Annotated in this window: 14 protein-coding genes; 9 read left to right on the top strand and 5 right to left on the bottom strand. The window is 65.2% G+C overall.

The genetic code is table 11. The annotated features are described in order from the left end of the window. Positions 1–3 precede the first annotated feature (3 nt). Together G406_RS0115595 and G406_RS0115590 are read left to right on the top strand one after the other, a co-directional pair. Positions 4–276: a hypothetical protein gene (locus tag G406_RS0115595; protein ID WP_028934565.1), complete on the top strand. Its 273-nt coding sequence runs from the start codon at positions 4–6 to the stop codon at positions 274–276. Beyond that, entirely contained in the window at positions 273–614 is a 342-nt protein-coding gene (locus G406_RS0115590) for a type II toxin-antitoxin system PemK/MazF family toxin (protein ID WP_028934564.1), read from the top strand. Before G406_RS0115595 ends, G406_RS0115590 begins: the two co-directional genes overlap by 4 nt. A 40-nt stretch (positions 615–654) precedes the next feature. Here the strand turns inward: G406_RS0115590 and G406_RS47180 are convergent, their stop codons facing one another. Beyond that, positions 655–1,857: a cytochrome P450 gene (locus tag G406_RS47180; RefSeq protein ID WP_051342155.1), complete on the bottom strand. Its 1,203-nt coding sequence runs from the start codon at positions 1,855–1,857 to the stop codon at positions 655–657. Positions 1,858–1,866: 9 nt separating this feature from the next. Beyond that, a complete protein-coding gene (locus G406_RS0115580; RefSeq protein ID WP_028934563.1) occupies positions 1,867–2,694 on the bottom strand; it encodes a sulfurtransferase in 828 nt (275 codons plus the stop codon). A 511-nt stretch (positions 2,695–3,205) separates the two neighbouring features. Between G406_RS0115580 and G406_RS0115570 the strand changes: the two genes are divergently transcribed. Then, positions 3,206–4,078: a patatin-like phospholipase family protein gene (locus tag G406_RS0115570; protein ID WP_245607126.1), complete on the top strand. Its 873-nt coding sequence runs from the start codon at positions 3,206–3,208 to the stop codon at positions 4,076–4,078. 387 nt (positions 4,079–4,465) lie between these two features. On the opposite strand, the gene G406_RS47175 is transcribed toward G406_RS0115570, so the two are convergent. Continuing rightward, entirely contained in the window at positions 4,466–6,031 is a 1,566-nt protein-coding gene (locus G406_RS47175) for a DHA2 family efflux MFS transporter permease subunit (protein ID WP_051342154.1), read from the bottom strand. A gap of 171 nt (positions 6,032–6,202) precedes the next feature. On the opposite strand from G406_RS47175, the gene G406_RS59725 reads away from it, so the two are divergent. Together G406_RS59725 and G406_RS0115560 are read left to right on the top strand one after the other, a co-directional pair. After that, positions 6,203–6,397 carry a transposase gene (locus G406_RS59725; protein WP_169736705.1) on the top strand — a complete coding sequence of 65 codons (195 nt, stop codon included), beginning with the start codon at positions 6,203–6,205 and terminating at the stop codon, positions 6,395–6,397. Between the two features lie 541 nt (positions 6,398–6,938). Beyond that, complete coding sequence (locus G406_RS0115560; protein WP_028934560.1) at positions 6,939–7,289, top strand: DUF1330 domain-containing protein; 351 nt, start codon at positions 6,939–6,941, stop codon at positions 7,287–7,289. A gap of 848 nt (positions 7,290–8,137) precedes the next feature. Here G406_RS0115560 and G406_RS47170 read toward each other — a convergent pair. After that, a complete protein-coding gene (locus G406_RS47170) occupies positions 8,138–9,160 on the bottom strand; it encodes a sigma-70 family RNA polymerase sigma factor (protein ID WP_064742933.1) in 1,023 nt (340 codons plus the stop codon). Between the two features lie 114 nt (positions 9,161–9,274). Here G406_RS47170 and G406_RS0115550 point away from each other — a divergent pair, with 114 nt between their 5' ends. Together G406_RS0115550 and G406_RS56830 are read left to right on the top strand one after the other, a co-directional pair. Next, positions 9,275–9,733: a YybH family protein gene (locus tag G406_RS0115550; RefSeq protein ID WP_028934559.1), complete on the top strand. Its 459-nt coding sequence runs from the start codon at positions 9,275–9,277 to the stop codon at positions 9,731–9,733. Positions 9,734–10,011: 278 nt separating this feature from the next. Continuing rightward, positions 10,012–10,185: a hypothetical protein gene (locus G406_RS56830; RefSeq protein WP_156934897.1), complete on the top strand. Its 174-nt coding sequence runs from the start codon at positions 10,012–10,014 to the stop codon at positions 10,183–10,185. A gap of 9 nt (positions 10,186–10,194) precedes the next feature. On the opposite strand, the gene G406_RS0115540 is transcribed toward G406_RS56830, so the two are convergent. Next, the gene (locus G406_RS0115540) at positions 10,195–11,016 is read right to left on the bottom strand and encodes a hypothetical protein (protein WP_028934558.1); all 822 of its coding nucleotides are present in this window, start codon (positions 11,014–11,016) and stop codon (positions 10,195–10,197) included. A gap of 355 nt (positions 11,017–11,371) precedes the next feature. On the opposite strand from G406_RS0115540, the gene G406_RS54050 reads away from it, so the two are divergent. Then, positions 11,372–11,989 (top strand): hypothetical protein, encoded by a 618-nt coding sequence (locus G406_RS54050; RefSeq protein WP_156934896.1) that lies wholly within the window; start codon positions 11,372–11,374, stop codon positions 11,987–11,989. 39 nt (positions 11,990–12,028) lie between these two features. Continuing rightward, positions 12,029–13,687 (top strand): protein translocase subunit SecD, encoded by a 1,659-nt coding sequence (gene secD / locus G406_RS0115530; protein ID WP_028934557.1) that lies wholly within the window; start codon positions 12,029–12,031, stop codon positions 13,685–13,687. Positions 13,688–13,712: the final 25 nt, after the last annotated feature.

Raw genomic sequence — 13,712 nt, 5'->3', positions numbered from 1 at the left:
GGCATGTCTTGGACGACGATCAAGGTTGACACCGTGGTGCGGGATCGTCTGGCCGGGATCGCGCGGCAGCGGGGCGTCACGATGGGGGAACTGTTGGACACGGCGTCGCTCCGGCTGGCGGACGAACAGCGGTGGGCCCAGATCGAGGATGCCTATCAGCGGATGCAGCGTGAGGATCCGGATGGCTGGCATGACTACCTCGGTGAGCTCGCCTCGGTAACCACCGGAGAGTCCGACGCCACGGCGGCCGAGGAATGGCCGGAGCACAATAAGTGAGGGTCGGCCGCGGAGACATCTGGTCGGTGACGCTGGACCCCATCGTCGCGAACGAGCAGCGCGGGGTTCGCCCCTGCATAGTGGTGTCCGGCGACCGGTTCAATGCGCTGCCGATCCGCCAAGCGATCGTGGTGCCGCTGACCACTCGCGAGCGGGGCTTCCCACATCACATCGCGGTCACCGACGACGGTGGCCTCAACCGACCCAGTTGGGCTATGTGCGAGGCGTTGCGAACCGTGTCGAGTCAACGGTTCGGGCGGCGAATCAGTACCGCTTCCAGGGAGAGCCTGGACGAGATCACCCAGCAACTCTCGTTCTGGTTGTCCGAGCGCGGATGATTGATGGCGTGGTCCGATCGGAGACGATGTCGGCGCGCGCTCACCCCACGTCTGTTGGTGTGAAGGTCACCGGGATTCGCCGGCTGCCGAACGTGGTGCCGCAACTGGGTGTGGGGTGTACCGATTTCCGATCGACGCGGTAGTCCGGGATTCGGGCGAGCAGGCGTTCCAGCACGATGCGCAACTCCAGCTTGGCGAGGGTCGCGCCGATGCAGCGGTGCGAGCCGATGCCGAAGGCCAGATGTGGGTTGCGTCCCCGATCCAGGCGAACGTCGTCCGGATCGGTGAACACCTCAGGGTCCCGGTTGGCCGCCGCCCAGGCCAGGAAGACCTTCTCGCCCTGGGTGATCCGCTGGCCGCCGATCTCGGTGTCCTCCGTGACGAGCCGCGCGAATCCCTGCACCGGCGCCTGGTAGCGGAGCAGCTCCTCGACCGCGCCGGAGATGAGCCGGGGGTCCTGGATCAGTTGTCGCCGCAGCTCGCGGTCCTCGTCGAGGTAGAGCACCATATTGCCGATTGCGGCCACGGTGGTGTCCACCCCGCCGAACAGCACCATCATCATGATGTCGACCATCTCGGCCTCGGTCAGCGGCCTGCCCCGCACCGAGCCCGCCACCAGCAGGCTTGCCAGGTCTCCGTCCGGCTCGGTGACTCGGTGCCGAACGTTGTCGGTCACTCGCTCGCGGAGGCCGGCCAGCGCCACGGCCGCGGCGGCACGCTCACGGCTACCCGATGGATGGGTGGAGAATTCCCGGATCGGGTGCACGACGTCGAGCCACTCGGACTCCGGCCAACCGACCAGACACATGGTCACCGCGCCGGGCACCGGCATCGCCAGATCGACGATCAGCTCGGCCGAGCCGACCGCCGCGAACGCATCGATGGCCGCGTCCACGCACCGCCGGATCGACGGCTCCAACCGACGTACCGCCGCCGAGGTGAACAGCGGATTGATCACCGCCCGGTACGCGGTGGCCAACGGCGGGTCGGACTGCACCGGCAGCAGCCTGCCGGGGTTCTCCTCGGGAATCAGCAGGTCGTCCAGATCGGAGGAGAACACCGCCGTGTCCAACGTCGCGCGGCGGACGTCGCGATAGGCGGACAGCACCCAGAAACCGCCGTCGTACGTGGTCGAGTGCGCAACCGGGCACCGCTGGCGTAGGTCGCGGTACACCCGCCAGGGGTCAGCGGCGAACTCGGCACTGTGGTGGTCGAAGTCGTACCGCACGTCCTGTTCATCCATCGGGGCGCCCTACTCGTGGCCCACCGCGACCGGCGCGTCCCGGTGGCTGCACCAGTCGCTCCACGATCCCGGGTAGAGCTTGGCCCCGGGAATCCCGGCCGATTCCAGTGCGAGGATGACGTGGCACGCTCGGGCGCCCGAGCCGCGGTAGGCGATCACCTCGGATGTGTGATCCACACCGACGCGGTCATACAACCGGCGAAGTCTGTCCGGTGTCAGCAGTGATCCCTGTTCGTCGACATTGGACTCCCAGGGGGTGTTGCGTGCGCCGGGGATGTGACCCGCGACCGGATCCACCGGTTCCTGCTCGCCGCGATACCGCGATGGTGGGCGGGCGTCCAGCAGCACGACGTGCGGGGCGCGCTCGCGAACTTGCGCGTAGTCCACCGCCTGCTCCGGGTGGGCCGCAGCGGCGATGAAGTCCCCCTCGACGGGCGTGGCGATCTGGGTCTCCCGCGGTCCAGGCCACGCCGCCAGGCTGCCGTCGAGGATCGCAGCGCGCTGATGACCGAAGTAGCGCAGTGTCCACCACAGCCGAGCCGCTACGAACCCGCCCTGCTCGTCGTAGACCACGACGGTGCTCGATCCGTTGACGCCCGCGCGGCGCATCGCTTCCTGGAACTGATTTCTGGCCGGTAGAGGATGGCGTCCGCCGCCGCTGCCCGCGCCGGTGATCTCGCGGTCGTGGTCGACATACACCGCGCCGGGAATGTGCCCGCTCCGATAGCCCTCCAGCCCAGGTCTGCCGTCGAGGAACCAACGGATATCGATCACGACCAGGTCGGCATCGTCGAGATGCTCACGCAGCCATCGGCTCGACACCACCGGACCGAACATCAGTCACTCCCTCGGCTCTCTCCCGGGACCCGAACCTACGCTCAGTCAGCCGAGGGCGCCGGCGGCGCGAGGTCGACATGTCGGTTCTGTGTTGGATCTTGTGTGCGGTCTGTTCTTTCGTCGCGATGCGGCTGACCATCCCGTCAGCGGCGCACGACTTGGGATACACGCTCGACGGACGTCCAGGTGGGCGGGCGGCCGTGTACGACCTGACGGAACTGCACCCGGTGGTGCACCACATCACGGTTATCCTGCTGGTCATCGGAGTGGCACAGTGGACGCGGGCGAGCGAGGCCTGCCCCTGCCGCAGAGCCTTCCGCAACGTTGGCCGGACCACGACGGCCACTGCTACTCTTCCGGAGGCCGTGCGACAGAACGAGGAGGTGGTACCCGTGAATGTATCGACGTGGGTGCTCCTCTCCGGGGTTACGGTCGGGCGATAGGTCGTCCGGGAGCGCCGTTTCATGAGCGCTCCTGAAAGGCGACACCTATGGTTCACAACTTGGCTCTCGTGCTCGGTGGTGGCGGCTCGACAGCCAATGCCTGGGAGATCGGTGTTATCGCCGGCCTAGTGGGTGCCGGCTTGGACGTGACTGCGGCCGATCTGATCATCGGGACGTCGGCCGGCTCGACTACCGCGGCGCAAATAAGCGCGGCCCGACCGGCCGAACTGCTCGCCAACATCCTCGCCCAGACCCGACCAAGAACCGGTCCAGTCGAATCCGACCGAGGACGTGGCCCCCAGATCCAGGCAGCGGACCACCTGGAGAGGATGAGGCGAATCATCAGTGCCGCGCAGGACGCGGCCGACTACCGCCGCATGCTCGGTGCGGCGGCGATCGAAATCGATGCGACGTCGGGCAGCTCTGCGCGGCGAGCACAGCGGCGCGCGGCCGTCGCCACTCGGCTGCCTAGCCAAGACTGGCCACAGCAGGCGGTGCGCATCGTGGCTGTTGATGCCCATTCAGGTCACCCGATCGTGTTCGACCGCCATAGCGGGGTCGACCTCGTTGACGCCGTCGCCGCCAGCTGTGCCGGATCCGGTGCTCCGCACAGGATCGGGGACAACCGATACATCGACGGCGGGTTCCGACGCAACGAGAACGCCGATCTGGCGGCCGGATACGCGCGGGTGCTGGTGCTGTCACCGTTCGGCGGCAGATCACTGGTGCCGCCGGAGTGGGGCATGCATCTTGCGGCGCAGGTCGAGGAACTACGCGAGCGCGGCAGTTGGGTCGAAACCATCGTCCCGGATAGCAAATCCCGTAACGTAATGGGTTTCGCGGCCACTGTGATGGATCCGTCGAGGCGTCCGCCCTCCGCCCGGGCCGGTTACGACCAGGGCAGGGCCCTTGCCGAGCACCGCACCGAATTCTGGCGGTGACCCCTACGGTCTGCTTTCCAGCTCGCCCCGGTGTGTCTCGACCGGCAGCAGGTGCACGCCGCGCGGCTGGCACGACGACCTCCGGTCTGCAGCGGTGCACGCGAGACCCGGACGCCGGCCGGCTCGATTCAGCTGAGCCGAGCCAGCCGGCGGCCGAGGCCACCAATGTCTACATAACGATCTCATCCGGACACCCGCCCGGTGATGGAACCGCTACGGGAACGGAACAGTCGGTGGGGGAGCTTCAGCGACGGGGTCCCGCAAGACCCGCCCGGTGATGATTCCTGCACGGGTACCTCATGCGGGACGGGGCGGCCTCGACGATCCGGGTCGAGGTCTGCTGGCGCTTGCATTCGTTGAGCGGTAGCCGACCGGTCATGGTGACCATCAGTGCATCATCCCCGCTATCGATTTGCGATCGGGTTGGACAGGCTCGCCCGGCTCGCCGTCGGCCGTTGGGCGCTCGCCCGCGCCGGCGTTCTGGTCGGCCTTCGGGATCTTCAGCCATATTCCGCTCAGTGCGCCCAGCGCGGTAGCGATCGCAGTCACCAGAAAGACGTTGCCGTAGGCGTCGGTCAGCGCCTCTAGCCGCAGCTGCCGCCACATGCGGTACAGCTGGGTGAGGCTGTGTGTGTCGAGCTGGGCCGGGAACGTGTGGTGCTGCCCGGCTAGCTCTGAGCGGTCGGCGGTGAGTTGCGCGCGGGTGTTGGTTTCCAGCGCGACGATCAGCGCTAGGCCCAGCGCGGAGGCTACCCGCTGCGCGACGTTGTTGATCGCGCCACCGTTGCTGACCAGGTGTGGGGGCAGGATCGCCAGCCCGGCCGCGAAGATGCACATCATTGCCAGTCCGTTGCCGGTCGCTCGTACGCAGGTCCATAGGATGATTTGGCTGTGTGGGGTGTCGGGGGTGATGCCGGCCATCAGGTAGGCGCCGTAGGCCGCGATGAGTAGTCCGATCGTGGTTGGCCAGCGGGGCCCGATCTTGTCGTAGAGGATGCCGGAGACGGGGGTGAGTACGGCCATCACCAGTGCTTCGGGCAGCAGGATCAGCCCGGCGTCGAACGGCAGGACGTTCTGTCCGGCCTGGAGGAACTGTGGGATGTAGAACAGCACCGCGAACAGGCCCACGAATAGGGTAACGAGCAGGATCAGCGAGTTGGTGAACGGCCAGACCAGGAACAGCCGCACATCTAATAGCGGTTCGCTCAACTCCAGTTCGATCACCACGAACAACGCGAGGCTGAGTACGCCGCCGGTGATCAGGATCAGGACCGGGTAAGAGGTCCAGCCCCAGTCGGGTCCCTTCGTCAGTGCCAGCAGGAGCACGAACAGGCCGGCGGCGATGGTGACAAAGCCCCAGAAGTCGAACGAACGGCGCGGTGCGATGGGGAATTCCCTGAGCACGATCGCGGCTGTGATCGTGCCGGTGATGCACACCGGGGCGTTGATGAAGAAGATCCAGCGCCAGTCCAGGTTCTCCACCAGCCAGCCCCCGATCGACGGGCCGGCGGCCGGTGCGAAGACCACGCCAAGGCCGTAGATACCCATCGCGGTACCGATCTCTCGGGGCGGCACGAGCTGGTAGAGCATCGTCAGCACTACCACCGGCAGTACGCCGCCCGGTATCGCCTGCAGGATGCGGAACACGATCATGGTCTGCAGGTCCCAGGCGAGGCCACACAGCGTGGATGTCACCCCGAACATCACCAGTGAGAGCAGGTAGATCTTGCGTAGCCCGATACGGTCACCGAGCCAGCCGCTCGCGGGTACCAGCACACCGAGGGTCAGCGAGTAGGCGGTGGTGATCCACTGGATGTCCTCGGTGCTGACCCCGAAGTCCTTCTCCATGTCCGGGATGGCGATGTTCACGATGCTCACATCGAGCACCGAAACGAAGTTCCCGACGATCAACACCAGTAGCGGAGCCAGCCAGACCGGGAGTTGTTTTGTCATGGGACCGCCGCCTGTCCTGAGACTCGGTTCCCCGTGAGACTCAGTGTCAAGCCCGAACACCCACCCGTCAAGGGTTCGACGAGCCTCACCAGAGCGCTCGCAAAACGCTATCGGTGCCTCACGTCGGAATGAACCGCATCATGGTCCGGGAGTCGACACACGGTTGCGCTGGTGTTTGAGCAGGTGGTCCAGTATTCGTCGAAGTGGGCGGCGATTGTGTCGATCGCGGGGAAGGTGGGTGTGTCGACGGAGTCATTGCGTCGGTGGGTCCGTCAGGTTGATGCGGGTGCTCGTGCGGGATCGACGAGTGATTATTCGACTGAGTTGAGGAAACTGCGTCAAGAGGTTAGGAACTGCGTAGAGTGAATGAGATCTTGAAGGCGGTCTCGGCTTTTTCGCGAGGGAGCTGAACCCTCGACCGCCTCGCTCGTAGCGTTTATCGCTGAGCATAAAGGACGGTTCGGGGTTTAGGACGAGTGCCAGGTTGGGTTGCTGTAGCGACGGGTAGGGCGTCCTATGCGGGCGTCGGGTCGTCCTCCGGTTGGTCGTAGGGAACATCGGAAGGTGTTCTGGACGGCGATTGCGCGTGGAGCGAAAATTACGGATGCGGGGCTCGCGGCCGGCGTATCGAAGGTCGTTGGAACCCGGTGGTTCGGCGAGCGTGGAGGGTGATTCCTCAATCAGTCTTTCATGCGGACTCGGGCCGGTATCTGTCGCTCACCGAGCGTGAGTTGATTGCACTGTGGCGCGCGAAATAATTGGGTGTTCGAGAGATCGCGCGTCGCCCCGGTCGCTCAGCGAAGCTGTGCGACGCCCGTCCCATCTGCCTGTGCGTTACCTGTCGGGTAATCGACGCAGGTACGTCTGTTCGCTACCATTATCGGTCCAGGCCGACTAGGAGGAGACCGTGCCTGCTTACGTCATCGCCAACCTGCACGAGGTGACCCTGCATCCGGAGATCGCCGAGTACATCGAACGGATCACCGCGACGTTCGAGCCGTTCGGCGGCCGGTTTCTCGTGCACGGGGCCACGGGGCAGGAGGTGAAGGAGGGTGGCTGGTCCGGGGACGTCGTGATGATCGGCTTCCCCGGGATCGCCGAGGCACGGGCCTGGTGGGACTCACCTGCCTATCAGGAGATCGCGCCGCTGCGCTCGCGGCACATCAAGAGCGACATCATCCTGATCGACGGCGTGGCCGCGGACTACGACCCGGCGACCACGGCACAGAAGATCCGAGCCACCCTGCCCGCGCGGTAGCGCAGGCTCCTGCGGCGATCGCCGCAGGGCTGATTGCGGTGGTCGCCGTGCGTCTGCTGCGCTCTCGCCCCTCATGAGGTTCGGTCGACAGGCAGCCCTTCGGCGCCGGCGACATCCGAGGGTCGCCGCCTCGGGGGATGTCCGGATTCGCCGAAAAGCGGGCGCCCCGGCCAGCGCCCGGTTGTTCGTCGGAATCCCTAATGGATAAATAAATTTTGCGCGGTCGCCATATTCGCCTCGGTGCTGTTGCTGCCGGGGACGGCCGCAAGTGTGGTGTTCTTGCTGGGCATGATCGCTGGACTGGTGCTGTTGTCCGTGATGACCAATGCCACCCGAAATCTTGCGCTCGCGCCCGACGACGCCCTCGACGAGAGACTGATCCGGTTGCGAGACTCCTACCGCTGGAAGGCCTACAGATTGCTCTCGCTGTACGTAGGGGCGACCGCGGGCCGTCTTGATCGTGTTCACGGATATCGCACCCCCGATCAGCCATGGCGTCTTCGAGGCCGTCATCCGACCCCTGGTACTACTCCTCGTAGGGCTGCCCACGCTCGTCACCTGTTGGTCACTGCCCGAGTGATGAGAAATCGGCCGGACAGAATGGCCCGAAGGGACCTGGGCTAATTCTCTGATAATAGGGGCATAAGGTCGCTGGCAAGGTGAACCGGCGGCCTGACCTTGTGAGATATTACTGCTGAGGGCGCGCGGACAAAGGAGATTGCTACCCCCTGGCCTTTGTCTGCGCGCCCTCAGCTTGCAGCGGCGATTCACCCTCGGAGCTACTGACAGAGCTGCCCGAATCGCGGCGCCGATCTTTCACTGTAGATGACCGCTTACTGTGCACAGATCTAGTGTCCCGCGCCAAAAATTCGCCTGCTAATTCCGGCGCCCAGATGCCGCCTGGCCGCGTTGCCGTCGTTGCGAGTACCCCGGTACGAGCTGCCTCCGGCGCCTTGCCAGACGACATCTGGATCACCGGACTTAGTAGGCGAATTTCCGACGCGGGACACGAGCTGACCGAGCCGATCCTGGTCGGCCAGGATATCGATCGATGTGATGAGCCCATTCGACACCGTGAAACTGAGTACCGAGAACGGCTGACCTGCTTGGCGATAGAAGACGCCGGGTGTGCCGTTGACGAGCACCGGGATTCCCAGCAAACCCAGCCGCAGATAGGCCTGCGCACTGCCCGCAACCGTTCTCGCACCGCGCACCTCGATCGCCGCGTCCGCTCGATCCGCACCGAGCTCCGCTCGCAAGACGACCTCGGGGTCGAGCACAGCGATCAGGGCATCGAAGTCTCCGTCGCGGGATGCGGCGAGAAAAGCCGCCACTGCCACCCGCTGCCCAGCGAGATCACCATCGTCCAGCGGCGCGAGGCGACGGATCCGACGCCGAGCACGGCTGGCGAGCTGGCGAGTCGATTCCGATGAACGCTGCACGACCGGGGCGATCTCAGTGAACGGAATGCCGAACATGTCGTGCAAGACGTAGGCGAGCCGCTCGGGCGGGCTCAGTGTCTCCAGGACGATCATCAGCGCGACGCCGACCGCGTCTGCTAGCAGCGTTTCGTGCTCCGGGGACACTCCTTCAGCGGAATCCATCACCAGATCCGGAAGGTGGAACCCGATGGGCTCCTCAGGTCTGGCCCGCCGTGCACGAAGCATGTTGAGGGACACCCACCCGACGATCGTCGCGAGCCAGGCACCCAGGTTCTCTACCTGGCTCGTGTCCGCGCGGATCGATCGCAGCCACGCCTCCTGAACAGCATCGTCAGCTTCACTCAGCGACCCGAGCACGCGATAGGCAACCGCTCGCAGACGTGGGCGGTGCTCCTCGAAACGCTCGCTCAGCCAGTGCTCGTCGCCCATCGGTCACATTCCTCAATCCCGGCGTGTCATAAGAGTAGGTCCGTAAGCGCGCTGTGCAGCGAAGCGGTAGGGCGGCACGGGCCAGTGACCACATCGACGTATCGAGGAGAGGCCATGGTCGAAAACAGCAGCCGAGCTGACGAATTCGCATCCGACGAGGACCGCATCAGAGCTCTCTTGGACACAAGAGTGGAGGCACTTCGAGTCAAGAACATTGATGAGGTCATGTCGCTCAACTTGAGCGATATCGTTGTATTCGACATTCCGGCCCCGCTCCAGTACCTGGGAAATGAAGCATACCGGAAGAGTATCGTGTCCTGGCTGGAGTCGTACCAGGGGCCGATCGCATTCGAGACTCGCGATTTGAATATCACGATAGGTGGTGACGTAGGGTTCGCCCATCACCTGTTCCGAGTGAGCGGAATCCTGCACAGTGGGATTCAAACGGATCACTGGGTTCGCCTGACTTACTGTTTTCGCAAGATCAATGAGGAATGGTGGATTGCGCATGAGCATATATCGCTGCCGATCGACCTCGATACCAGCAAAGCAATCCATGATATTCAGCCATGACTACACAGCTCGTCGTCACAAAGCTCGGAGTCGAGGAGGCATTTTCCGAGTGCAGGCTACAAGTACCCGTCCGAAGATTCGTCGTGACCGTCGACGGCCGCCGGTCCTCGGAGATGACCGAGGCTAACATGGTGATAATAGCGACATAAATTAATTGAAAAATGAATTCGCGGCGCTGGAGATGTGAGAAGGTAGCGGCTGAGGATGCGCGGGCAAGGGAGAATCCGACCCCCTGAACCTTGCGCGCGCGTCCTCAGCCTGCATGGGCGGTAGAGAGCGTGACGCTGGGCTACCACGACTACGGCAAGCCCGCGCCGATCACCGCGCCGATTGCCGGACATTCACCACCTACCGCGCCGCCGGAAACGCCGAACAGCTCTGGGCGCCGAAGGTCGGTCGAAATCTCCCTGGTGTTCGGCGCCGACGATTCGCCGGGAAAGCCGAACGCCTGACCCGACGCACTACCGCGCGACGGCGTCCCGTCTCGCGCGCAGAGCGTCACCTGCGTGCTGAACGGTGCGGCGCAGGTCTGTGTCCTCGGCGTCGAGCAGGACGTGGTCGGTCAAGTCGGACAGGTAGTGCACCGCCAGCGTCAACCGCGCCCAGTCCCGGCTGACGAATCCGGCCCGCGCAGGATCACGCCGAGAGCCGCCGGGTGTCGGCTTCGGGTCGCCGGTCAACGTGCAGAGCCGAGCGAGAACGGTGTCGACGGTGTCGCTGTCGGTGACGGTGAGCGTGTACTGGCGCACGGCGGCGCTGGGCGTCGTCAAGACCCCGATCTTGTCGTCCCAGGTGTGGACGATGAACGGCCGCTCGGCGGACAGAGCGCGACGTGCGGCCCGCAGCTCGCGGGCCAGTCGCATGGCGACGGTCTCCCCAGCGGGCCGCGTGACGGTGTCGAGCGCGTCCAGATAGGGAACCAGCGCGAATCGGTACTCGTGCTGAATCCGGCCGGGGTAGGTCTGAGCCGGTTCCCAGATGACCGTGTCGTCTTCCCGGCGAACCCGCATCCACAGCGCGCCACATCCCGAGCCGCCGTAGGTGCAGACACCGATCGTCACCTCGGTCGGTTCGGTGGTCGCGAGCAACGACCGGGAATCGGGAGGCAGCAGTGTGAACGAGTCGGCAGGGCGGAAGCGACAACGGTTCGGCTGTGGCGTGTCCGAGGGGAGTAGCGGCGATTCCTCGAGTTCGAGGATGTCCGTGCCGTCGACCATCAGCACCGCTGATTCGCGGTGCCCACGGATATCGACGCAGACGGTGAGTGCGTTGAGCCGCGTCATGCGGCGAGGGACGTGTCCGATCCTGAATACGACGAGGTCATGCGGACGAGTGTAGCGCGGCGGCATAGCGACATGGGTACTACTGGGCCTCGGGAATAGCGGCGATCGCGATTATCGAACAATACTCGGTGTCGATCGCTAACGCGATGATAATGGGGATATAAATTGAGCGGAGAATGAATTGTCGACCCTTGAGCTGTGAGAAGATAGCCCCTGAGGGTGCGGCGCCCTCATCGGCGTACGAAGGGTTCGGTCGATCATGTGGGGAGCCGCCCGCAGTCCGGTTACGGCAGACGAGCAAGCATGGGTCGAGCGGTCGATGCGATGGTTCGTCGGCGAGTTCGGAGCGGCATCGTTGAATCGGGCGGTGGTACTGCCCACCGAGGGATACTTCCAGGGCACGTTCGGCGGTACCGAGCAGGATGTGCGCGCTCTGCTGGATCGAGTGTGTGCCTACCTGGGCGTCAGTCCCGAGCGGGTGGAGCTGGAGTTCTTCACCGATGGCCACGAGCAGCTGCGTCAGAGCAGCTCGCTCTTCGCCGAGGGCCGCTACCAGGGCGTGGCCGGGCACTATCGCCGGGAGCATGGCCAGACCATCGTGTCGATCAACGGTTCGCAGGTGGGTAACCTGCCTGGGCTGATTGCCACGATCGCGCACGAGCTGTGCCACGAGCGGCTGATCGGCGAGCATCGGGTCTCCGGCGACGAGCTGGACCACGAGCCGCTCACCGACCTGCTGACGGTCTATCTGGGTATGGGCATTTTCACCGCGAACTCCGCGCTGACCGTTGTGCAGAACAGTTCCGGCTGGCGCACCGAACGGCTCGGCTATCTGGACCCTCGGCTGTTCGGCTACGGGCTGGCCTACTACGCGTGGCTGCGCGGCGAAACGAAACCACCGTGGGCCAAGCACCTCAGCACGAACCCGAGGGCCTACCTCAAACAGGGGCTACGGTTCAAGAACCGCCAATAACCGCCCGGTGCGGACACCGGCTGAGAGAAGGTCTCCACGTTGGCACCACCGGCCGGACACATCCGCCCAGCGCGGTATCTGGCGGCGTTCCTCGGCATCGTCGTCCTGCTCTACGCACTGGTGTTCTTCACCGGTGACCGCCGGCCGAAACCTAAGCTGGGGATCGACCTCGAAGGCGGCACGCGGGTCACGCTGACCGCGCGCACCGACAACGGCAGGCCACCCACCAGGGAACAGCTGACTCTCGCCAGGGGAATCCTCGACCTACGGGTGAACGGGCTGGGTATCGGTGGCACCCAGGTAGTGCAGGACGGTGCCAACCTGATCATCACGGTTCCCGGCGACGACGGGGAGAAGGCGAAGGATCTCGCGCAGCCGGCTCAGCTGCGACTGCGAACCGTGATCGGCGGGCCCTTCGCGGCCGCGCCGCCGCCCGGCGAATCACCGAGCAAGCCGCCCAGGCCAGGTGCACCGGGGCCGGGCTCATCGGCTCCGCACGCCGCGGCCACCCGGCTCGACGGGCCGCACGCGGCGCCGAGCCCCCACCCGCCGCCACCGAATCCGGCCGACCCCACCCAGGCCGTCGCCGATCCTCGCCTGGTCAAGGACATCGCACAGGCCAGGACGACGCGGCAGAGCACAGATCCGAACATTCAGCAGCGCGCGGTGCAGAACCTGCGGTGCGGCGGCAACGATGTGCTGAGGGGCTACGACGATTCGGCCAGACCGTTGGTCACCTGCGACCAGAACGGTACCGAGAAGTACATCCTTAGCCCGGTTTTTCTGGAAGGCACCGAGATCGACAGCGCGATCGCCGGGTACGACGACAAAGCGGCCTCGAACATCATCAACGTGACGTTCAAATCGAACGGCGCCCGGATCTGGTCCGACTACACGACCGCTCACGTCGGCAAGCAGGCCGCCTTCGTGCTGGACAGCGAGGTCGTCTCCGCTCCGGTGATCGACGGACCGATCAACGGGCCGACCGAGGTGAGAGGACGGTTCTCCCGGGCCGAGGCACAGCACCTGGCCGGCATCCTGAAGTTCGGGGCGCTGCCGCTGTCCTTCGCCACCTCGGACGCGCAGACGGTGTCGGCGACCTTGGGGCTCGCGTCGTTGGAGGCAGGCCTGCTGGCGGGGGCGATCGGGCTGGCGCTGGTGTTCGTCTACTGCCTGTTCTACTACCGGGCACTTGGTGTGCTGACGATCCTGTCCCTCGTTCTGTCCGCGGTGCTGGTCTACGCGGTGCTGGTGCTGCTCGGCAGATCGGTCGGGTTCAGTCTCGATCTCGCCGGTGTGGCCGGCTTCATCGTCGCGATCGGTATCACGGCGGACTCGTTCGTGATCTTCTTCGAGCGGTTGAAGGACGAGGTCCGGGAGGGACGAGGCTTCAAGGCGGCGGTACCGCGAGCCTGGGTCCGGGCACGCCGGACGATCCTGTCGGCCGACGCGGTGATGTTCCTGGCCGCCGCGGTGCTGTATCTGTTGGCGGTCGGGCAGGTCAAGGGCTTCGCGTTCACCCTCGGCATGTCCACCATCCTTGACCTCACGGTCGTCTTCCTGGTGACCCATCCACTGGTCGCGATGGCCGGCGACTCCCGGGTGTTCAGCAGCCCGAGATGGTCCGGCCTCGGCGCGGTCGCCCGAATCGGGGTGGCCCGCAGACGACGGCTGGCCGCGGCCAGAAAGAGCGCTTGACGACCCGGAAGGTGGCACGGTGATA

The organism is Actinospineispora spinosispora DSM 44797, from assembly GCF_000429025.1.
GTDB lineage: Bacteria > Actinomycetota > Actinomycetes > Mycobacteriales > Pseudonocardiaceae > Pseudonocardia > Pseudonocardia spinosispora.
The sequence above is the reverse complement of the archived record's forward strand: the minus strand, read 5'-3'. Positions and strand labels throughout refer to the sequence as shown.